This window comes from Methyloversatilis sp. MC4-4, from assembly GCF_049843555.1.
Taxonomy (GTDB): Bacteria; Pseudomonadota; Gammaproteobacteria; order Burkholderiales; family Rhodocyclaceae; genus Methyloversatilis; species Methyloversatilis discipulorum_B.
On the sequence record NZ_JBBHZK010000006.1, the window covers coordinates 20,536 to 39,861 of the forward strand.

Sequence of the window (19,326 nt, forward strand, 5' to 3'; positions counted from 1 at the left end):
CGCGACCGCGGCGACGAAGCTGCAGTTGGCGCGTGATCAACCGCCCTGTCGCGGTCAGAAGACCGCTCCTACAGAATCCAGACCAGCTCTCAGTCCTCTACCTGCATGTCGATCACCTTCAGTTCGGTGCCGCCGGTCGGCTGCAACCGGTAGCCGCCGCAGTGCGCGCAGGCGTCGCCGCGCTGCGCGATCTGCACGGTGAGGCTGCAGTCCATGCACCAGGCTTCGCCCGGTGGTTCGTCGATATCGATGCGCGCGCCGTCGAGCAGCGTGCCGGGGGCGATGGCTTCGAGCGCGAAGCGCAGTGCGCGCGACTCGACGCCGGCGAGCTGGCCCGCCTCCAGCCGCAGATGCGTGACGCGGGCGAAGCGCTCGCGCTCGGCAGTGCGCTCGACCAGCTGCAGGATGCCGCCGGCCAGGCTGGCTTCATGCATGGGACACCTCCTGCCGGCCTGCCATCTCGTAGCGCACGCAGGGGTCGTACGCGGCCATCAGCAGCGCGACACGGCGCGTGCAATCGGGCGCCGCCGGGTCCAGCTTTTCGAGTGCGGCAGCCACCGCACCTTCGGCATCGAAATTCCATTCGGTCGGCGCCAGCACGTGACAGGCGTCGATGCGCGCCTCGTCGCCGCGACCATCCAGCCGCACGTAGTGGACGAGCAGGCCGCGCGCCATCTCCGCCCAGGCCAGCCCCTCGCCCGGCGCCAGCGCGATACGGCCGCTGCGCAGATGGCCTTCGCCGCCCGACAGCGCGAGACGCACCAGTTCGGCCAGCCGCGCCGCGAAGCGATCGGAGGCCGAGCGGGGCTGCGCAGCGTCGGCCAGACGCGTCCAGCACCCGGTTTCGGCACAGGCACCGTCGATGCGCGGACGACGGGTGAAGGCGGGGTCCTGCGTCATCGCGGCGGCCAGTGCGCGCAGCGCCGTCTCACTGCCATGCACATGCAGCGCCGGCGCCGCGGCGAGCGGTGCATCGGCCAGCGCGGCGCTGTCGCGCAGCCCGCGGGCGAGCCAGGTCTGGCCCGCCTCGCGCCAGTCGGCAAAGGCCTGCTGCGGCGCGCGCTCGAAGGCGGCCAGCCAGCGGGCCGGTGCGACGCCGAGCAGATGGCGTTCGATCCAGTCCGGCATGCTGGCGGCACACGCGGCGTCACGGCCGTCGGCGCGCAGCACGGGGCAGGCGGCCAGCGCGCACGCTGCGTCGGCCGACGGCCCGGCCGTCAGCAGTGCTGGCCAGTCGAGCAGGACGCGGCGCAGGTGTTCGCGCAGCGTTTCGCCGCGCAAGGTGTCCGGCAGCGGCGCATCGACGCCGAGCGCGGCGTCGACCGCAGCCCGGGCACACAGCCGGTGCGCGTGGCTGCACAGGCTGAACACGGCGCCGAGCAGGTCGGGCAGCGATTGCGCCGGGCGACCGACGGCCAGCCGTGCCGCCCAGTCCGGACGCTGGCCGCTCAGCGCGGCCGGGCGCGGAGCACCCGGCTGCACGCGCAGCATGCCGGCCAGTGTGTCGTGCGACATCATGGCGTGCGGCTCCGCCCGAACAGGAAGCCACGGCGGGCCGGTCGTTCCGGCTGCTCCGCCGCATCCTTCGCCACGTTGGGCAAGGGTTCGCGCAGTCGTGCCAGCACCGCCTGCGCGGTGGCGACGGCGGTGTCCTGCGACGCGAAATCGAACATCGGCGAGAACAGCGAACAGGCGTCGAAGGTGCCGATGGCGGCTTCGTGCGCGCCGATGAAGTCGAAGCGCTCGCGCCCGACCGCCAGCCGGCGCGTGACGCCGACACGCCCGAGATCGTCCTCGCGCGCCAGCGGCAGACGCACCAGATTCATGAACCACGGCGTCACCAGCACGCCGCTGGCTGCCGCCGGCAGGTCGGGCTCCGACGGGCACAGCTCGAAACCCACCACCTCGACGCGCAGCGCCGCGTTCATGATCGGCAGCCCGGCCATGCGGGTGTCGGCGATCTGACGGAACAGCGCTTCGAGGGCGCTGATGCGGTAGGCGAGCATCGGGTCGGTGGTCATGTCGGTCGCTCAGGTGCGGTGAGGCGATCAACCTCAGTCGATCACCATGAACTGGTCGGCGTCGCCGTCGCACTGCGGGCAGCGCCAGTGCGGCGGCAGGTCGGTGAATGCGGTGCCCGGCGCGATCTGCCACACCGGGTCGCCCTGCTGTGGGTCGTACACCCACCAGCAGATCTTGCATTCGAGTTTCGCATTGTCCGGCAACTTGCCGGCATCGCCGAGATAGCTGCCTTCGAAACGCACATTGGCCGACATGATCAGTCGCCTTCCACCCAGGCCAGCACTTCGGTCAGCCGCTCGAACGAGTCCTCCAGGTCTTCCTTCGCCGCCATCGCGACTTCCGGCAGCGCGGTGACTTCGACCGTGTTCAGGATGACCACGTCCTGCGAGTTGTAATAGACGACGCGCCAGGTGTTGGGCACGCGCGTGTTGGTGATGCGGCAGTTGCCGTAGCCGCGCGACAGGATGAGCACGCGCCCGGTGCCGAGGTGGTGGTCCATGAAACCGATGTCCTCGTTCGACATCGGCAGCAGCGTCAGATTCACCACATGCGCCGGCTTGCCCGGCTTCCAGCCGCGCCACTGGTCCTCGATCTCGGCCAGCAGCGCCGGCGCGTTCTGCACATTGGGCGGCAGCGCGCCCTGCCAGCGCGGCACGGTGAACCACAGATCGTCGGCAGCCGAAGTGCGCAGCACCTGCGGAATGGCGCCCACCTCTATCGTGTCGGACTGGACGCTGCCGTTGTCGCTGACGATGACGCGCCAGACGCCGGCGAACACCGACTCCTGCACCGCCACGTGGTGGGCGGCATCGCCTTCGGTGCGCACCTGTGCGCTGACCTCGCCCTCGCCCATGACCTGGTTGATCAGCTTCAGGTCTTCGGCCGGCAGCCGGGTCAGGTCGATGCTGCGGTTGCGGCCGTCGCCGCGGGTCGCGTCGAGGCAGGCCAGCACGTCACGCAGCGCCAGATGCGCCTGTTCGTGACCAACCAGCTCTTCCGGCTCGGGCAGGACGGGCGGGCGGAAGGTTTCCATGCCCTGCGGCATGTTGATGTACTGCAGCGTTTCGTCTTCGACCTGGGTGCCGGGGCCGATGACGGCGACCGGAATGGGAAATGCGGGAAACTCTTTCACGTGCCGTACTCCGCTCAGTGACAGGAAGAATCGGATGCGCTGCCATTGCGCACCGGAATGCCGATGGTGGGTGCGCGCGACACAGGCATCGCCAGCGCTTCGGCGACGCGCTCGACATAGACATCCCAGTCGAGCATGCCGGACAGCACGGTGACGTACTCGCCGTCGCGCACGAACACCAGCGCCGGCCAGCGGATCGAGCCGTAGCGCTTGGCGATCGCGTCCTCGTGTTCGCGGGTGGCGACGCCGACGGCGAAGCGCTGCGCGAAGTGCTGGCGCAGTTCGGGCAGCACCACGGCGACGTCGAGCGCTTCCGGGAAGCGCACCGGGTCGCCGGCCAGCAGGATGACGCGGTCGCCACCACCGGCCGCCCAGTCGGCGACGTTGTCGGCGGTGAGCCAGGTCGCGCCGTGCGCGCTGACCAGGCGGTCGATCAGCGGCGACACAAGGGCCGGCGCGGCGACCGGCAGTGTGACGACCGCTTCGGATGATGCGGCTTCGATGCTCATGCGATTTCTCCCTGCGTGTTGTCCTGCGTGTCCGCACGGGCGCCGGACAGCGCCCGCAGTTGTTCGCTGCTCATTGCCGACGGCAGTGCGAAGGCGGCAGCGCCGTCACCGGCCTCGCCCTGCATGACGGATTCGATCAGGTCCAGCGTGGCGTCGATCTCCTGCGCCCGCTCGACCGTAATGCGTTCCTGCGCGCTGTCGAGGAAGACCAGCAGCCAGTCACCGACCGCCACATCGCCGACCAGCGCAGTGCGCACGCGGCGCAGACCGAGCCGGCCCACGCAGCGCGCGTGACCCGGTTCGAGGGCCATCACCTGCATCGGTATGCCCAGACACACGGCTCAGCCCTCCAGCGAAGGAAAGAAGCGGGCGTCACCGCTGCGGCAGGCGAGCTCTTCCGGCGGACGTTCGCCTTCGTAGCGCGTCAGTTCGAGTTCGGCGAAGGTGATGCACTCGCGCTCGGTCAGCGGCGTGGTGCGCGGCACCGGCCGCGCGCCCCAGCGGCGCAGCGTGTCCAGGCCGAGCGCCAGCGCGTCGTCCATCGCCCGGCGCACCGACGGCCGCAGGCTGCCGCCGTAGTCCTCCAGCTCTTCCGGCTGACAACCGATCAACAGCACTTCGCGCGGGTACTGGCCGGTCAGCTGTGCCAGCATCAGCACCTCCTGGAAACCGGTCTGGTGCAGGCTCATCTTCTTCGCGCCCATGAAGCGCGGCACGTCGTCGTTGGCGATGCACTTGAGCGTGCCCGGCTCGAGGCCGTAGTCGATGGCGTCGAAGATGAGCAGGCAGTCGGCCGCCTGCACGTGCTGCACGAGGTAGAGCCCCTGCGTGCCACCGTCGATCAGCTGCACCTCCGGGGCGTCGCCGGCGCCTTCGTCGAACTCGACGCGCTGCTGCAGCGCTTCGACGCAGCGCACGCCGAAGCCTTCATCAGCCCACAGCACATTGCCGATGCCGAGCACGACGATGCTGTCACGGGGAGGGTGACAGCTGCATCCGGACGGATTCGGGTTCATGGTCGGACCTTCCTTCGGAAAAAATCAGTGAGCGCCGCGCGGAAGCGTGGCGTGAGGCGTGGCGCGCAGCGCCTTCCAGGCGTGGAAGCTGTCCCAGGCGGACTGCAGCGCCAGCCAGAAGGCGGCGTCGGTGCCGAACAGCAGAGCGCAGCGGATGGCGGTGTCAGGCGTCATCGCGCGCTGGCCGTGCACGATCTCGTGCAGACGGCGGCGCGACATGCCGAGCGCGCGGGCGGCTTCGCTCTGCGACATGCCGAGCGGTTCGAGGAAATTGCGGGAAAGAAATCGTCCCGGATGCCACGGCGCACGCACCGGAATGCCGGCGGGTACGCGTTGCAGGGGTGACCGTCCGGGACGCAAGGGGTGCACAACGAGCCTTCTTTCGCGCGAGGAGGCGGTGGGCGTGTCCGCCGCTGCGGTGCTGGCTGCAAGCGAGGTGGCGGCGGACATGGCCTCAGTCCTTGAAGGTGCGGTGGCCGGAAATCATCGTGCTCACCACGCTGGAGCGACCCATGATGTCTTCGCGGATGGCCGCATAGACATGCAGGATGATGAACACGATGAGCCCCCACATGCCGAGGTGATGCCAGGTATGCACGTCCTGCGACTGGCCGAACAGCGGAATGACCCAGCCGAACATCAGGTCCTGCCACGATCCCATCTGCGCGCCTTCGCCGTACAACGCGAAGCCGGTGCAGATCATGAACAGCGTGAGCAGCAGGTAGCCGAAGAACATCGCGAAACGCGCCAGCGGGTTGTGGCCAACGTAGCGGCCCGGCCGCGGGCTGACGAAGGCATACCACTTCAGCATGCCGAGCACCTCGACCCAGTAGGCCTTGGTCAGCAGCGGCACCCAGTACAGTTCGCGTGCGTGGTGGTTGCCGACGATGGCCCAGTAGGTGCGGCCAAGCAGACCGACCGCCAGCACGTAGCCGGCCGCGAAGTGGGCGAAGCGGATGTAGCCCATCAGGTAGTTGGCGCTGGCCTCGCCCGGCTGCGTCGGCAGCGGCGAGCCGATGAAGTAGCCGGTCAGCGCGAGCACCGTGATCGCCAGCGCGTTGACCCAGTGCCACACGCGCACCGGCGCCTCATACACGTAGACCGACTTGATCGAGCGGCCGTGGGCAACCGCCCCCTCGTCGATGCCGGTGGCGTGGGACAGCTTTTCAGTAGTTGCGGACATCTGTCGTCTCCCGCGGTTGGGTGCTTCAGATGCGCGACGCGAACATGAACAGGCCGGCAGCACCGACCCCTGCCGCCTGCACGCGCCAGACCCAGGCCGGCACACGCGCCAGCCAGCTGCCGGCGATCAGACCGGCGGCGTGCAGCAGCGCCGAGCCGAGCACGAAGCCGGCGGCGTAGGCGGCGAAGGACGAACCCTCCGCCCACTCGGCGCCGTGCGCGACGCCGTGCAGCGCACCGGCGGCGGCGATCAGCGCGAAGCCAGCCACTGCGGGCAGCTGGCGGCGCGCCAGCAGCAGCGCGCCGAACAGCGCGACGCTGAGCGCGACACCGGCTTCGATGTAGACGCCGGCACCCGTCTGCACGCCGACGAAGGCACCGGCCAGCAGCGCGAGCAGGAAGAAGGCCGGGCCGGCCAGGCGTTGTGCGGCGGGCAGCACGGCGGCCGACCAGAGACCGACGGCGATCATCGCCAGCAGGTGATCAAGGCCGGCGAAGGGATGCGCCAGGCCTGCGGCCAGGCCGTGTGCGCCGTGACCTTCATGCGCCTGGGCGACACCGGCTGCCAGCGCCAGGGCGGCCGCGACGGAGGCGCGGCGAACGAGGGACGTATTCATGTTTCCTCCTGATTTCGTTATGTCGTGGGCGCGCTTCAGCGCACCTTCACCGTGGTCAGTTCCTGGCCGTCCTCGCTCATCACGTGCGTAGAGCAGGCGAGGCAGGGGTCGAACGAGTGCAGCGTGCGCAGGATCTCGACCGGCTGTTCCGGATTCACCATCGGCGTGTTCATCAGGCTGGCCTCGAAGGCGCCGATCTGGCCCTTGGTGTCACGCGGACTGCCGTTCCAGGTGGTCGGCACGACGCACTGGTAGTTCTCGATGCGGCCGTCCTTGATGCGGATCCAGTGGCCCAGCATGCCGCGCGGCGCGGCGACGGTGCCCACGCCCTTGGCTTCCTTCGGCCAGGTCTTCGGGTCCCACTTCTCGACGTTGGCGGTGCTGGTGTCGCCCGCCTTGATGTTGCCGATCAGCTGCTTGTAGTCGTCCATCATCATTTCGGCGGCGTACTGGCTTTCCAGTGCGCGCGCCAGCGTGCGGCCGATGGTGGTGGGCAGCAGCTGCTTGGCGCTGAAGTTCGTCTCCGGCAGGCCGAGCGCCTTCGGGATGGCGCTGTTGATCGCCACCGCCGACTCGTCGATCTGCTGCTTCACGCGCTGGCACCACTTGTTGCCCTTGGCGGCGTGCGCGTAGCCGAGGATGTAGCGCGACAGCGGGCCGACCTCGACCGCGTGGCCGCGCCAGCGCGGCGACTTGATCCACGAGTACTTGGCGCTCTCGTCGATCTCCTCGATGTTGGTGCGCGTGCCCTTGGTCTTGGCGCCGAGCTCGTAGTTCGGTTCGGTCACGCCGTCCCACGGGTGCAGGCCCTTGGATTCGTCGGCGTACTTGTACCAGCTGTGATTGACGAACTCCTGCACCTGCTCCGGGTCGCGCGGGTCGATTTCGTGGATCTCGTCCCAGTTGCCGTTGAGGATGACGCCGCCCGGCAGCTGATGCGTGCTGTGGTCGTACGGCACCTTCTCGTAGGTGCCGTAGTCGGCCACGTTGGTCGCCGCCAGACCGCCGCCGTACAGCCAGCCGGCCTGCTTGTAGATCGTGCCGATGGCGAGCACGTCCGGGATGTAGACGTTGTTGTTGAACTCGATCATTTCCTTGATGCGCGCCTCGACGAAGTTCAGGCGTTCCATCGTGATCGGGGCGCCGACGGCGCCGTCGCCGTCGATGTTGATGGCGCACGGCACACCGCCGACCAGGTAGTTCGGGTGCGGGTTCTTGCCGCCGAAGATGGTGTGCACCTTGACCCATTCCTTCTGCAGGTCGAGGGCTTCGAGGTAGTGGGTGACCGCCATCAGGTTGGCTTCAGGCGGCAGCACGTAGGCCTTGCTGCCCCAGTAGCCGTTCATGAAGGGACCGAGCTGGCCGCTTTCGACGAACTTCTTCAGCCGGTTCTGGATGTCGCGGAAGTAGCCGGGCGAGGACAGCGGATGCGACGGCGACACCATCTGCTGCAGTTCGCTGGTCTTCTTCGGATCGGCCTTCAGCGCCGACACCACGTCCACCCAGTCGAGCGCGTGCAGGTGGTAGAAGTGCACCGCGTGGTCATGCACCTGCAGCGTCTTCGCCATCATTTCGCGGATCAGGTGCGCGTTCAGCGGAATCTTGATGCCGAGCGCGTCCTCGACCGCCCGCACCGAGGTCAGCGCGTGACAGCCGGTACAGACGCCGCAGATGCGTTCGACGAAGGCCCAGGCGTCACGCGGATCGCGGCCCTTCAGGATCACTTCGAGGCCGCGCCACATGGTGCCGGTCGACACTGCGTTGCGGATGACGTTGTTGCTGTCGACATTCACCTCGCATCGCATGTGACCTTCGATGCGGGTGACCGGGTCGACGACGATGCGCCGGCCCGAGTTGTCCATGTTGAAGCCCTGTGTTTCGTAAGCACCCATCTTCGTATCCTTTGCTGGAGCAGGGACTGCCCTCATCGACGCCAGCCCTCATCGCTGGCGCGGGGGCAGGGTTCGCGATCAGTGATCGACGGTCGTCGTCGAGCCGTTGTCGTGCTTGTGCGAGGCGCGCTTGATCGCCGACACCGCGGCGTGCGCCACCGCAGCCGCACCGACCACGCCGGCAGCCGTCCCGCCGACCTGATCGGCGTTGGCTTCGATGCCGAACTGGTGGATGTCGGTCAGGCGGTCGTAGAACGAACCCTTGTCCCAGAAGCCGTCTTCCGAGCAGCCGATGCAGCCGTGGCCGGCCTGGATCGGGAAGCTCGTGCCTTCGTTCCAGCGCACGGTGGAGCAGGCGTTGTAGGTGGTCGGGCCCTTGCAGCCGACCTTGTAGAGGCAGTAACCCTTGCGCGCGGACTCATCGTCCCAGGCCTCGACGAACTGACCGGCGTCGAAGTGCGGGCGGCGGTAGCACTTGTCGTGGATGCGCTGGCTGTAGAACATCTTCGGCCGGCCCTGACGGTCCAGCTCGGGGATGCGGTCGAAGGTGAGCATGTAGGTGATGACGCCGGTCATCACCTCGGCGATCGGCGGGCAGCCCGGCACCTTGATGATGGGCTTGTCGAAGATGACCTTGTGCACCGGCGTGGCCTGCGTCGGATTCGGCTTGGCCGCCTGCACGCAGCCCCAGCTGGCACAGGAACCCCAGGAGATGATGGCCTTGGCGTCCTTGGCGACGTGCTTGAGCTGGTCGATGAAGGGCTTGCCGCCGATGATGCAGCTCATGCCATCCTGGTTCAGCGGCGGGTTGCCCTCGACCGCCAGGATGTAGTTGCCCTTGTACTTCGTCATGATCTCTTCGAGGATCGCTTCGGCCTGGTGCCCGGCGGCGGCCATCAGCGTGTCGTCGTAGTCGAGCGAAATCATCGACAGCACCACGTCCTTCGCCAGCGGGTGGGCCGAGCGGATGAAGGATTCGGAACAGCAGGTACATTCCAGCCCGTGCAGCCACAGCACCGGGGTGCGCGGCTTGGTTTCCATCGCGTGGGCGATCTGCGGCACGAAGGCCGGGCCGAGGCCGAGCGAGGTGGCGGTCAACGAACAGTACTTAAGGAAACTGCGGCGCGAGATGCCCTGCCGGCGCATCACCTCATAGAAGGTTTCCATCCTGGTCTCTCTCCTGTGCTTCTTGTTGTCTGGGGCCCCTCGCCTGCGCCGCACGCCATGTTTCCGGCGAGCCGTATGCTCACGGACCTCGAAACACCTCGGACGAACCGTCGATTCGCACGGGTGGGTGGTGGCTACTAACAAGTTGCGGGCCAGCCGGATTTTCTGCGCCGCAGCAAAAATATTGATGCAGATCAAGGCATTGATCTGCATCGGAAAAGATATGCGCAGAGAGAACGGGGCGACGGGGTGTCGACGGGCGGCGGTGCAAGCAGATCTGCCGATTTCCGCCAGCGTCTGGCAAGCACGCTTCCACCGGGCGCTCCAACGTAGGAGCGGCCTTGGCCGCGACGGGGCCGCTGCCCGTCCGCCGGCTTCGCTTCAGGCCGCTGTCGCGGTCGGAAGGCTCCTCCCACGGAACCCGGGCGCCGGCGCGGACATGGGGCGGCCGCCCCACTTTCGGGGGCAGCCCGGGCGGCAACAGCGGAAACCCGACATACCGGCAACTTGCCTCAGTGGATTAGAATCCCGACCCTCCGAACGGACCCGTCCGCCCGGAACACCCGCAGGTTCTGTCCAGCCGCCGCCACAAGCGGGGGTGCAAATCTGTCGTCTACCCCACTGAAACGGAGAGATCACCGTGTCCGGCCTTCTGCCCAATGTCGATCCCGAGGGACTGCTCGAATATTCGGTCGTCTATACCGACCGTGCGCTGAACCACATGTCTGTCGCCTTCCAGGGCGTCATGAAGGACATTTCGCGCGTTCTGAAGCAGGTCTACAACGCCAAGTCGGCCGTCGTCGTGCCGGGTAGCGGCACCTTCGGCATGGAAGCCGTGGCGCGCCAGTTCGCCACCGACCAGAAGGTGATGGTGATCCGCAATGGCTGGTTCAGCTTCCGCTGGACGCAGATCTTCGACATGGGCCGCATCCCGTCGGAGCAGATCGTGCTGAAGGCGCGCCAGCCGGAGCCGGGTTCGCAGAAGGCGTTCGCGCCGGCGCCGGTCAAGGAAGTGGTCGCCGCCATCCTCGAACAGAAGCCCGCCGTGGTGTTCGCGCCGCAGGTCGAAACCTCGGCCGGCATGCTGCTGCCGGACGACTACCTGCGTGAAGTCGCTGCCGCGGTGCGCGAGGTCGATGGCCTGTTCGTGGTCGACGCCATCGCCGCCGGCACGCTGTGGGTGGACATGGGCGCACTCGGCATCGACATCGTCGTGTCGGCCCCGCAGAAAGGCTGGAGCGGTTCGCCCTGCGCCGGTCTGGTCATGCTGGGCGAACGCGCCCGTGCGCGCATCGACGGCACCACCAGCACCAGCTACGCCGCCGACCTTAAGAAGTGGCTGCAGATCATGGAAGCCTACGAGAACGGCGGCCACGCCTATCACGCGACGCTGCCGACCGACGCGCTGACGAAACTGCGCGACGTGATGCTGGAAACCGAGCGCTACGGCTTCGACAAGGTGAAGGCCAACCAGATCGAACTGGGCCGCCAGATCCGCGCGCTGCTGGAAGCCAAGGGCTTCGACAGCGTCGCCGCCGAAGGCTTCAAGGCGCCGTGCGTGGTGGTGAGCTACACCAGCGATCCGGATATCCAGTCGGGCAAGAAATTCACGGCGCAAGGCCTGCAGATCGCCGCCGGCGTGCCGCTGCAGGTGGACGAACCGGCCGACTTCCGCACCTTCCGCGTCGGCCTGTTCGGTCTGGACAAGCTGCAGAACGTCGAGCGCACCGTGCAGAGCTTCAAGGCGGCGCTGGACAAGGTCGCCGGCTGAGAACCCGGCCGCAGGCGAGGTCGGGTTCTGTGGGCGGGGTCGTCTGACCCTGACAGCAGCCTGCACCGAAGCCTGCGGACTGCAGTGGCTGCGTCGCGGCCAAGGCCGCTCCCACAGGGATCGCGCACAATCGGCGGCGGGAGCCGGGATTCGTGGGAGCGAGCTTGCTCGCGATTACGGCCTGAAACGAAGTCTGCGGCGAGCCAAAGCCGCATCGCGAGCAAGCTCGCCCCACACAAGCACTTCCGGGTTGCGGCGACTGACGGGCCTTAGCCGGACAAGGGCGGAAGGTCCGCTCCGGTGCCGGCCGCACACACCTGCATCGCCAGTCCCGGTGCGCGGCTGAGCTGATCCTGCACGTGCTGCTGGCCGTGATCGATCAGGAAACGTTCGAATTCCTCGCCGATGCGGGTGAGCTGGCGCGACGCCAGCCTGATCACATACCACTCCCGCTCGATCGGATTGCCGGCCACCGGCAACAGCGCCAGTTCGCCGGACTCGAGCTCGTGCCGGCAGATGTGCTGCGACATGAAGGCGAGGCCGAAGCCGGCGGCGCACATCTGCTTGATCGCCTCGTTGCTCGACAGCTCGGAACCGATGCGCAGCGACAGGTCCGCCTCGCGGAACAGCTGTTCCAGCGTGGTGCGGGTGCCGGAGCCGCGTTCGCGCACCAGCAGGTCCTCCTTCGCCAGGTCACGCAGCACGAGCCGCTTGCGCGCCATCAGCGGATGCGTCGGTGCGGCGACGAAGGCCATGGTATGACGGGCAAAGGGCGTGGCCACCGTCTTCAGATCCTTCGGCGGCCGTCCCATGATGACCAGATCCACTTCCTGCGAAGTGAGCAGACGCACGATCTCGTCGCGGTTGCCCACCTTGAGCTTCACCTCGACATTCGGCTGTTCGCGTGCGAACACCACCAGCATGCGCGGCACCAGATACTCGGCGGTGGTGACCACGCCGATGCGCAGCCGGCGCGACACGACGCCGCGATAGGCGGCCATTTCGTCGCCCACCTCGCGCCACAGGTCGAGAATGCGCGCCGCGTAATCGGCCATCAACTCGCCGGCGCCGGTCAGGCGGATGCCGCGGCCCTCGCGTTCCAGCAGGGGCGTGCCGGCGGATTCTTCCAGCAGCTTGAGCTGTATCGAGACCGCCGGCTGGGTCAGGTGGATTTCACTGGCCGCGCGCGACACGCTGCCCAGACGGGCGACCGCGTGCAGCGCTGAGAGCTGGCGTAGCGTGGCGTTCTTGAGCATGGGCAATCTCCTGCGGGCCGGAAAGGGACACCCGGACCATTACAAGTTGCGCGCCAGCCTGGTCACGAGGCCGCGGGAACGCGCCTCATGAATGCCAAGTCATTGATAAACAAAAGCTGATGTATGCAGTGACGCGCCGCCGCAGCGCTCCCGCCCGACAGCGCGCATTGCAGCCGGAGCGCCGCACCGCAAGCGGCGCTTGCAGCGCACACGACCGATGCGGCAACGCAGCATCCACTGCGGCACCCCCACCGAACATAAGCCTAACTTAATCGAACAAGGAAAAAAACAAACTTTTCTTATCCATGGTGCTTCCCCAGACTGGATTGAAAGCCGGGCTCCCACCGGCCAACGACCGCATCCAACAGGAGGAAGACATGGGCGACATGAACACGCCGCAGCAGATCACCGACGCCAAGAAGCGCTATTCGGCCGGCGTCCTGAAGTACGCGCAGATGGGCTACTGGGACGGCGACTACGTGCCGAAGGACACCGACATCCTGGCGCTGTTCCGCATCACGCCGCAGGAAGGCGTGGACCCGATCGAGGCTGCCGCCGCGGTGGCCGGCGAGTCGAGCACCGCCACGTGGACCGTGGTGTGGACCGACCGTCTGACCGCCTGCGACATGTATCGCGCCAAGGCTTACCGCGTCGATCCGGTGCCGAATACGCCGGGCCAGTATTTCTGCTACGTCGCCTACGACCTGTCGCTGTTCGAGGAAGGCTCGATCGCCAACGTGACCGCCTCCATCATCGGCAACGTGTTCTCGTTCAAGCCGCTGAAGGCGGCCCGCCTCGAGGACATGAAATTCCCGGTGTCCTACGTGAAGACCTTCGCCGGCCCGCCGACCGGCATCGTGGTCGAGCGCGAGCGCCTGGACAAGTTCGGCCGCCCGCTGCTGGGCGCCACGACCAAGCCCAAGCTGGGTCTCAGCGGCCGCAACTACGGTCGCGTGGTCTACGAAGGCCTGAAGGGCGGCCTCGATTTCATGAAGGACGACGAGAACATCAACTCGCAGCCTTTCATGCACTGGCGCGACCGCTTCCTGTTCGTGATGGACGCGGTGAACAAGGCCTCGGCCGCCACCGGCGAGGTGAAGGGCAGCTACCTCAACGTCACCGCCGGCACGATGGAAGAGATGTACCGCCGCGCCGAATTCGCGAAGGAACTGGGCTCGGTCATCATCATGATCGACCTCGTGGTGGGCTGGACCGCCATCCAGTCGATGTCGAACTGGTGCCGCCAGAACGACATGGTGCTGCACATGCACCGCGCCGGTCACGGCACCTATACGCGGCAGAAGAACCACGGCGTGAGCTTCCGCGTGATCGCCAAGTGGCTGCGCCTGGCCGGCGTCGACCACCTGCACACCGGCACCGCCGTCGGCAAGCTGGAAGGCGACCCGCTCACCGTGCAGGGCTACTACAACGTGTGCCGCGACACCCACACGAAGGTCGACCTGCCGCGCGGCATCTTCTTCGATCAGGACTGGGGCGCGCTGCGCAAGGTGATGCCGGTGGCGTCCGGCGGCATCCACGCCGGCCAGATGCACCAGCTGCTGGACCTGTTCGGCGATGACGTCGTGCTGCAGTTCGGCGGCGGCACCATCGGCCATCCGCAGGGCATCCAGGCCGGCGCCACCGCCAACCGCGTGGCGCTGGAAGCGATGGTGCTGGCGCGCAACGAAGGCCGCGACATCAAGGCCGAAGGCCCGCAGATCCTGCGCGACGCCGCCAAGTGGTGCACGCCGCTGGCGGCCGCCCTCGATACCTGGGGCGACATCACCTTCAACTACACCTCGACCGACACCTCGGACTTCGTGCCGACGCCGTCCGTCGTCTGATCCGCCCTCCGCTGTGGGAGCGGGCTTGCTCGCGATGGCTGCCTCGAACTGGCACCGGCGGATGCATGCCGGCCGCATCGCGCGCAGCGCCCGCTCCCGCCGGGGCAACACGTCACCGCATTCAGGAGAACCACCATGCGCATCACCCAAGGCACCTTTTCCTACCTGCCCGACCTGACCGACGCGCAGATCCGCGCCCAGGTCGAGTACTGCCTGGCCAATGGCTGGGCGATCGGCATCGAGTACACCGACGATCCGCACCCGCGCAACACCTTCTGGGACATGTTCGGCAATCCCATGTTCGACGTGCATGACGCAGCCGCGATCATGATGGAGGTGAAGGCCTGCCGCGACACCTTCCCGCAGCGCTACATCCGCGTCACCGCCTTCGACTCGACGCACGGCACCGAGTCGGTCGTGCTGTCCTTCATCGTCAATCGCCCGGACGCCGAGCCGGGCTTCCGCCTCATCCGCACCGAAGAACCGGGCCGCACCGTGCGCTACTCGATCGAGAGCTACGCCGTGCAGGCACACCCGGAAGGCGCGCGCTACTGAGCCCCGACCGCGCCCGGTGCGGCCCTGCGCCCGCCCGGGCCGGTTCTTCGTTCTGATCAGTTGAGAGGCAGATACCATGGACACCGCCACCCTCGCCCCCGCCGGCGACGACCTCGAAACGGCCAGCTCGCCGCGTTCGATGTTCGCCTCGTCCGGCGTGCAGGCGCTGCTCGAACAGCTCGACGCCGAGCTGGTCGGGCTGGCGCCGGTCAAGGGCCGCATCCGCGACATCGCGGCGCTGCTGCTGATAGACCGGCTGCGCGCGCAGCAGGGCCTGCAGTCGCAGCCGCCCTCGCTGCACATGTGTTTCACCGGCAACCCGGGCACCGGCAAGACCACGGTCGCGCTGCGCATGGCCGAGGTGCTGCGCCAGCTCGGCTACGTGCGCAAGGGGCATCTGGTGGCGGTGACGCGCGACGATCTGGTCGGCCAGTTCATCGGCCACACCGCGCCGAAGACCAAGGAAGTGATCAAGAAGGCGATGGGCGGCGTGCTGTTCATCGACGAGGCCTACTACCTGTACCGGCCGGAGAACGAGCGCGACTACGGTCAGGAAGCGATCGAAATCCTGCTGCAGGTGATGGAGAACCACCGCGACGACCTGGTGGTGATCCTCGCCGGCTACCGCGACCGCATGGACACCTTCTTCTCCAGCAACCCCGGCATGGCCTCGCGCATCGCGCACCACATCGACTTCCCGGACTACAGCGAGGACGAGCTGATGCGCATCGCCGAGCTGATGCTGTCCGGCCTGAACTACCGCTTCGACGGCGAGGCGCACGAGGCCTTCGCGCGCTACGTGCGGCTGCGCCGCCAGCAGCCCCACTTCGCGAATGCGCGCTCGGTGCGCAACGCGCTCGACCGCATCCGCCTGCGCCACGCCACCCGGCTGTTCGACCTCGACGCAGCGCCGACGCGCGACGCGCTGTGCACGCTGGAAGCCGGCGACGTGCTGGCCAGCCGCGTGTTCGCCGCCAACGGAAAGGACGACCTCCATGCGTCTTGATGCCCTCATCTTCGACGTCGACGGCACGCTGGCCGACACCGAAGAAGCCCACCGCACCGCCTTCAACCTCGCCTTCGAACAGCTCGGTGTCGGCTGGAAGTGGTCGCGCACCGATTACCGCCGCCTGCTGTCGACCACCGGCGGCAAGGAACGCATCGCGCGCCACATCGTCTCGCTCGACCTGACCGACGGCGAGCGCGCCGAGCTCGTCGCGCGCATTCCGCAGATGCACGCGGCCAAGACCCGCTTCTACAGTTCGGTGGTGCGCGACGGCGCGGTGCCGCTGCGCCCGGGCATCGCTCGGCTGCTCGACGAAGCGGCGGCTGCCGGCTGCCGGCTGGCCATCGCCAGCACCACCACCGCGGTGAACATCGACGCGCTGCTGCACGCCACGCTGGGGCCGCGCGCGCTCGACCTGTTCGGCGTCATCGCCTGCGGCGACCAGGTGGCCGCGAAGAAGCCGGCGCCCGACATCTACCTGCTGGCGCTGCAACACCTCGGCGTGCGCACCGACCACGCCATCGCCTTCGAGGACTCCGCCAACGGCCTGCGCGCCGCGACGGCGGCCGGCCTGTGGACCGTGGTCACGCCCACCTTCTGGACCGAGGACCACAACTTCGACGACGCCGGCCTGGTGCTGCCGCAGCTGGGCGACCCGCAGGCGCCCCTGGCCGGCGAACCCGGCATGCGGCTGCGCGAACGCGCCTGGCTCACCTTCGGCGAACTGAACGGCCTGCGCGAAGGCGCCCTGTCATGAGCGGACTGCGCATCGCCCCCAGCCTGCTGTCGGCCGATTTCGCGCGGCTGGGCGAAGAGGTCACGGCCGTCATCGAAGCCGGCGCCGACCTCATCCATTTCGACGTGATGGACAACCACTATGTGCCCAACCTGACGGTCGGGCCGCTGGTCTGTCAGGCGATCAAGCCCCACGCCACTGTCCCCATCGACGTGCACCTGATGGTGAAGCCGGTCGATGCGCTGATCCCGATGTTCGCCAATGCCGGCGCCTCCATCATTTCCTTTCACCCGGAAGCGAGCGAGCACATCGACCGCACGCTGCAGCTCATCCGCAGCCACGGCGTGAAGGCCGGGCTGGTGCTGAATCCGGCGACGCCGCTCAACGTGCTCGACCACGTGCTGGAACAGCTCGATCTGGTGCTGCTGATGTCGGTGAATCCGGGCTTCGGCGGCCAGCGCTTCATCGAGTCCGCACTGCCCAAGATCGAGGCGGTGCGCCGTCGCATCGACGCCTGCGGCCGCGACATCTGGCTCGAGGTCGATGGCGGCGTCAATGCCGACAACGCCGACCGCGTCGCCGCCGCCGGCGCCGACACGCTGGTCGCCGGTTCGGCCGTATTCACCGGCGGCCGCTATGCCGATTCCATCCGCACGCTGCGTGAGCGCGCCCTCGCCGGCCGCGCGCAGACCCTCGCACACGAGTCCTCCCATGCCTGACAAGAACATCCCCGACCTGAGCCGCATCTACGCCATCGCCTTCGACCTCGACGGCACGCTGGTCGACAGTGCCGCCGACATCTGGCACGCACTGAACTTCGGCCTGTCGCAGGCCGGCCTGCCCAATGTCGACCTCGTCACCGTACGCGGCTGGATAGGCGGCGGACCGGACAAGCTGATTTCGCGCGCAATCGACCACCTCGGCCTCGCACACAGCGACGGCACGCTGCACGCACGGCTGCGCGCCGACTTCGACCGCGCCACGCTGGAGGCGCCGCTCGATCACGGCATGGTCTATGACGGCATCGAGGAAATGGTCGAAGGCCTGTATGCGATCTGCCCGCTGGTGGTGGTGACCAACAAGCCGACGCCGCTGGCGCGCGCGGTGCTCGCCGCCGCCGGCCTGCTGCCTTTCATGTCTTCGGTCTACGGCGGCGACCGCAGCGAACTGCTCAAGCCCTCGCCGGCCATGCTCGACGCCGCTGCCGCACGTCTCGCGGTGAAACCGGCGCAGCTGCTGATGGTCGGCGACAGCTCGGCCGACCTGCTGGCCGCACAGGCCGCCGGCTGCCCGGTCGCGCTGGTCGGCTGGGGCTACGGCACGGCGGGCGGTCACCACGCCAGCGCACCCGGCGTCACCCCATGGCCTGTCGGCTCACCGTCGCAGCTGCTCGCGCAGATGAGCGCGCGCTTCGAGGAAGAGACCGAATAGCGCCCGATACGCACCCGGCATACCGGCGCAGCGCCGCACAGACGGCGCGCGCATCCACGCATTCACATCAAGGGAGGAGAGTCTCATGCCCACAGGCGGACGCACCACGCTGGTCCAGTACCTGATCGAAGAACGCCGCCGTCACCCGGAGGCGACCGGCGACCTCAACGCGCTCATCACCGACGTCGCGCTCGCCTGCAAGGCGATCTCGCGCAAGGTGGCCTTCGGCGGCCTGGCCGGCGTGCTTGGCTCGGCCGGCAGCGGCAATGTGCAGGGCGAGGAACAGAAGACGCTGGACGTGCTCAGCAACCAGATCTTCCTGCGCGCCAACGAGTGGGGCGGCCACGTCGCCGCGATGGCGTCGGAGGAGCTGGACGACATATCGCTGCCGCCGGGCCAGTACCCGCGCGGCAAGTACCTGCTCGCCTTCGATCCGCTGGACGGCTCGTCCAACATCGACGTGAACGTGTCGGTCGGCAGCATCTTCTCGATCACCCGCGCGCCCGACCCGGCGCGCGAGGCGACCGCCGCCGACTTCCTGCAGCCGGGCCGCGAACAGGTGTGCGCCGGCTACGCGATCTACGGCCCGTCCACCATGCTGGTGCTGACGCTGGGCAGCGGCACGCACGCCTTCACGCTGGACCCGGTGCTCGGCGAATGGGTGCTCAGCCACCCGAACCTGTCGGTGCCGCGCAGCACCCGCGAGTTCGCGATCAACGCGTCGAACAGCCGCTTCTGGGAGCCGGCGGTGCGCCGCTATGTCGACGAGTGCCTGGCCGGCCGCACCGGCCCGCGCGAAGCCGATTTCAACATGCGCTGGATCGCCTCACTGGTGGCCGAGACGCACCGCATCCTGATGCGCGGCGGCGTCTTCCTCTACCCGAAGGACAACAAGGATCCGGCCAAGCCCGGCCGCCTGCGCCTGCTCTACGAAGCCAGCCCGATCGCCTTCCTGATCGAACAGGCCGGCGGCATGGCCAGCACCGGCCGCGGCCGGCTGATGGACGTGCAGCCGGACGCGCTGCACCAGCGCATCGGCTTCGTGTTCGGCTCGGCCGACGAGGTCGAGCGCATCGAGGCCTACCACCGCGAACCGCCGGCCGACACCTTCCAGTCGCCGCTGTTCGGCAAGCGCGGCCTGTTCGCCGACATCGTCTGAACGCACACCCGATTCCGCATCCTTCCGCGAG

Annotated in this window: 22 protein-coding genes; 8 read left to right on the top strand and 14 right to left on the bottom strand. The window is 67.9% G+C overall.

Features of this window, described 5'->3' with window-relative positions; genetic code table 11:
* Nucleotides 1–89 precede the first annotated feature (89 nt).
* From hypA to WDZ97_RS19660, 13 genes are all read right to left on the bottom strand, one after another.
* Nucleotides 90–434 carry a hydrogenase maturation nickel metallochaperone HypA gene (gene hypA, locus WDZ97_RS19600; RefSeq protein ID WP_019916015.1) on the bottom strand — a complete coding sequence of 115 codons (345 nt, stop codon included), beginning with the start codon at nt 432–434 and terminating at the stop codon, nt 90–92.
* On the bottom strand, nt 427–1,518 hold the full coding sequence (locus WDZ97_RS19605) for a hydrogenase formation protein (protein WP_425763870.1): 1,092 nt from the start codon (nt 1,516–1,518) through the stop codon (nt 427–429). Before WDZ97_RS19605 ends, hypA begins: the two co-directional genes overlap by 8 nt.
* Nucleotides 1,515–2,021 (bottom strand): [NiFe]-hydrogenase assembly chaperone HybE, encoded by a 507-nt coding sequence (gene hybE, locus WDZ97_RS19610; RefSeq protein ID WP_425763871.1) that lies wholly within the window; start codon nt 2,019–2,021, stop codon nt 1,515–1,517. Before hybE ends, WDZ97_RS19605 begins: the two co-directional genes overlap by 4 nt.
* Before the next feature lie 33 nt (nt 2,022–2,054).
* Nucleotides 2,055–2,276 (bottom strand): rubredoxin, encoded by a 222-nt coding sequence (locus WDZ97_RS19615; RefSeq protein ID WP_020162830.1) that lies wholly within the window; start codon nt 2,274–2,276, stop codon nt 2,055–2,057.
* A 2-nt stretch (nt 2,277–2,278) separates the two neighbouring features.
* Nucleotides 2,279–3,154 (bottom strand): hydrogenase expression/formation C-terminal domain-containing protein, encoded by an 876-nt coding sequence (locus WDZ97_RS19620; protein ID WP_425763872.1) that lies wholly within the window; start codon nt 3,152–3,154, stop codon nt 2,279–2,281.
* A 14-nt stretch (nt 3,155–3,168) separates the two neighbouring features.
* On the bottom strand, nt 3,169–3,663 hold the full coding sequence (locus WDZ97_RS19625; RefSeq protein WP_425763873.1) for a hydrogenase: 495 nt from the start codon (nt 3,661–3,663) through the stop codon (nt 3,169–3,171).
* Nucleotides 3,660–4,001 (bottom strand): HypC/HybG/HupF family hydrogenase formation chaperone, encoded by a 342-nt coding sequence (locus WDZ97_RS19630; protein ID WP_304006883.1) that lies wholly within the window; start codon nt 3,999–4,001, stop codon nt 3,660–3,662. Before WDZ97_RS19630 ends, WDZ97_RS19625 begins: the two co-directional genes overlap by 4 nt.
* A 3-nt stretch (nt 4,002–4,004) precedes the next feature.
* Nucleotides 4,005–4,679 carry a HyaD/HybD family hydrogenase maturation endopeptidase gene (locus WDZ97_RS19635; protein WP_304006881.1) on the bottom strand — a complete coding sequence of 225 codons (675 nt, stop codon included), beginning with the start codon at nt 4,677–4,679 and terminating at the stop codon, nt 4,005–4,007.
* 24 nt (nt 4,680–4,703) lie between these two features.
* Entirely contained in the window at nt 4,704–5,129 is a 426-nt protein-coding gene (locus WDZ97_RS19640; RefSeq protein ID WP_425763874.1) for a HigA family addiction module antitoxin, read from the bottom strand.
* 4 nt (nt 5,130–5,133) lie between these two features.
* A complete protein-coding gene (gene cybH / locus WDZ97_RS19645) occupies nt 5,134–5,862 on the bottom strand; it encodes a Ni/Fe-hydrogenase, b-type cytochrome subunit (protein ID WP_425763875.1) in 729 nt (242 codons plus the stop codon).
* Nucleotides 5,863–5,887: 25 nt separating this feature from the next.
* Nucleotides 5,888–6,478, bottom strand: a complete 591-nt coding sequence (locus WDZ97_RS19650) for a HupE/UreJ family protein (RefSeq protein WP_425763876.1) — start codon at nt 6,476–6,478, stop codon at nt 5,888–5,890.
* Nucleotides 6,479–6,513: 35 nt separating this feature from the next.
* Entirely contained in the window at nt 6,514–8,370 is a 1,857-nt protein-coding gene (locus WDZ97_RS19655) for a nickel-dependent hydrogenase large subunit (RefSeq protein ID WP_425763877.1), read from the bottom strand.
* Between the two features lie 78 nt (nt 8,371–8,448).
* Entirely contained in the window at nt 8,449–9,537 is a 1,089-nt protein-coding gene (locus WDZ97_RS19660) for a hydrogenase small subunit (protein WP_425763878.1), read from the bottom strand.
* Between the two features lie 640 nt (nt 9,538–10,177).
* Here WDZ97_RS19660 and WDZ97_RS19665 point away from each other — a divergent pair.
* Nucleotides 10,178–11,308, top strand: a complete 1,131-nt coding sequence (locus WDZ97_RS19665; protein ID WP_425763879.1) for an aminotransferase class V-fold PLP-dependent enzyme — start codon at nt 10,178–10,180, stop codon at nt 11,306–11,308.
* Nucleotides 11,309–11,577: 269 nt separating this feature from the next.
* Here WDZ97_RS19665 and WDZ97_RS19670 read toward each other — a convergent pair whose 3' ends face one another.
* On the bottom strand, nt 11,578–12,564 hold the full coding sequence (locus WDZ97_RS19670) for a LysR family transcriptional regulator (protein WP_425763880.1): 987 nt from the start codon (nt 12,562–12,564) through the stop codon (nt 11,578–11,580).
* Nucleotides 12,565–12,941: 377 nt separating this feature from the next.
* On the opposite strand from WDZ97_RS19670, the gene WDZ97_RS19675 reads away from it, so the two are divergent.
* From WDZ97_RS19675 to WDZ97_RS19705, 7 genes are all read left to right on the top strand, one after another.
* Entirely contained in the window at nt 12,942–14,408 is a 1,467-nt protein-coding gene (locus WDZ97_RS19675; RefSeq protein WP_304004314.1) for a form I ribulose bisphosphate carboxylase large subunit, read from the top strand.
* 135 nt (nt 14,409–14,543) lie between these two features.
* Complete coding sequence (locus WDZ97_RS19680) at nt 14,544–14,963, top strand: ribulose bisphosphate carboxylase small subunit (RefSeq protein ID WP_304004312.1); 420 nt, start codon at nt 14,544–14,546, stop codon at nt 14,961–14,963.
* A gap of 76 nt (nt 14,964–15,039) precedes the next feature.
* A complete protein-coding gene (gene cbbX / locus WDZ97_RS19685) occupies nt 15,040–15,969 on the top strand; it encodes a CbbX protein (protein WP_425763881.1) in 930 nt (309 codons plus the stop codon).
* Complete coding sequence (locus WDZ97_RS19690; RefSeq protein WP_425763882.1) at nt 15,959–16,726, top strand: HAD-IA family hydrolase; 768 nt, start codon at nt 15,959–15,961, stop codon at nt 16,724–16,726. Before cbbX ends, WDZ97_RS19690 begins: the two co-directional genes overlap by 11 nt.
* Nucleotides 16,723–17,424, top strand: a complete 702-nt coding sequence (rpe, locus tag WDZ97_RS19695; protein ID WP_425763883.1) for a ribulose-phosphate 3-epimerase — start codon at nt 16,723–16,725, stop codon at nt 17,422–17,424. The genes WDZ97_RS19690 and rpe overlap by 4 nt, the downstream gene beginning before the upstream one ends.
* Nucleotides 17,417–18,136 carry an HAD-IA family hydrolase gene (locus WDZ97_RS19700; RefSeq protein ID WP_425763884.1) on the top strand — a complete coding sequence of 240 codons (720 nt, stop codon included), beginning with the start codon at nt 17,417–17,419 and terminating at the stop codon, nt 18,134–18,136. The genes rpe and WDZ97_RS19700 overlap by 8 nt, the downstream gene beginning before the upstream one ends.
* 85 nt (nt 18,137–18,221) lie before the next feature.
* Nucleotides 18,222–19,295 (top strand): class 1 fructose-bisphosphatase, encoded by a 1,074-nt coding sequence (locus WDZ97_RS19705; RefSeq protein WP_425763885.1) that lies wholly within the window; start codon nt 18,222–18,224, stop codon nt 19,293–19,295.
* Nucleotides 19,296–19,326: the final 31 nt, after the last annotated feature.

Coding starts and splice junctions, on each gene's coding strand:
- hypA (WP_019916015.1), bottom strand. CDS start 434: ATGCATGAAGCCAGCCTGGCCGGCGGCATCCTGCAGCTGGTCGAGCGC.
- WDZ97_RS19605 (WP_425763870.1), bottom strand. CDS start 1,518: ATGATGTCGCACGACACACTGGCCGGCATGCTGCGCGTGCAGCCGGGT.
- hybE (WP_425763871.1), bottom strand. CDS start 2,021: ATGACCACCGACCCGATGCTCGCCTACCGCATCAGCGCCCTCGAAGCG.
- WDZ97_RS19615 (WP_020162830.1), bottom strand. CDS start 2,276: ATGTCGGCCAATGTGCGTTTCGAAGGCAGCTATCTCGGCGATGCCGGC.
- WDZ97_RS19625 (WP_425763873.1), bottom strand. CDS start 3,663: ATGAGCATCGAAGCCGCATCATCCGAAGCGGTCGTCACACTGCCGGTC.
- WDZ97_RS19635 (WP_304006881.1), bottom strand. CDS start 4,679: ATGAACCCGAATCCGTCCGGATGCAGCTGTCACCCTCCCCGTGACAGC.
- WDZ97_RS19640 (WP_425763874.1), bottom strand. CDS start 5,129: ATGTCCGCCGCCACCTCGCTTGCAGCCAGCACCGCAGCGGCGGACACG.
- cybH (WP_425763875.1), bottom strand. CDS start 5,862: ATGTCCGCAACTACTGAAAAGCTGTCCCACGCCACCGGCATCGACGAG.
- WDZ97_RS19650 (WP_425763876.1), bottom strand. CDS start 6,478: ATGAATACGTCCCTCGTTCGCCGCGCCTCCGTCGCGGCCGCCCTGGCG.
- WDZ97_RS19655 (WP_425763877.1), bottom strand. CDS start 8,370: ATGGGTGCTTACGAAACACAGGGCTTCAACATGGACAACTCGGGCCGG.
- WDZ97_RS19660 (WP_425763878.1), bottom strand. CDS start 9,537: ATGGAAACCTTCTATGAGGTGATGCGCCGGCAGGGCATCTCGCGCCGC.
- WDZ97_RS19670 (WP_425763880.1), bottom strand. CDS start 12,564: ATGCTCAAGAACGCCACGCTACGCCAGCTCTCAGCGCTGCACGCGGTC.
- WDZ97_RS19675 (WP_304004314.1), top strand. CDS start 12,942: ATGGGCGACATGAACACGCCGCAGCAGATCACCGACGCCAAGAAGCGC.
- WDZ97_RS19680 (WP_304004312.1), top strand. CDS start 14,544: ATGCGCATCACCCAAGGCACCTTTTCCTACCTGCCCGACCTGACCGAC.
- cbbX (WP_425763881.1), top strand. CDS start 15,040: ATGGACACCGCCACCCTCGCCCCCGCCGGCGACGACCTCGAAACGGCC.
- WDZ97_RS19690 (WP_425763882.1), top strand. CDS start 15,959: ATGCGTCTTGATGCCCTCATCTTCGACGTCGACGGCACGCTGGCCGAC.
- rpe (WP_425763883.1), top strand. CDS start 16,723: ATGAGCGGACTGCGCATCGCCCCCAGCCTGCTGTCGGCCGATTTCGCG.
- WDZ97_RS19700 (WP_425763884.1), top strand. CDS start 17,417: ATGCCTGACAAGAACATCCCCGACCTGAGCCGCATCTACGCCATCGCC.
- WDZ97_RS19705 (WP_425763885.1), top strand. CDS start 18,222: ATGCCCACAGGCGGACGCACCACGCTGGTCCAGTACCTGATCGAAGAA.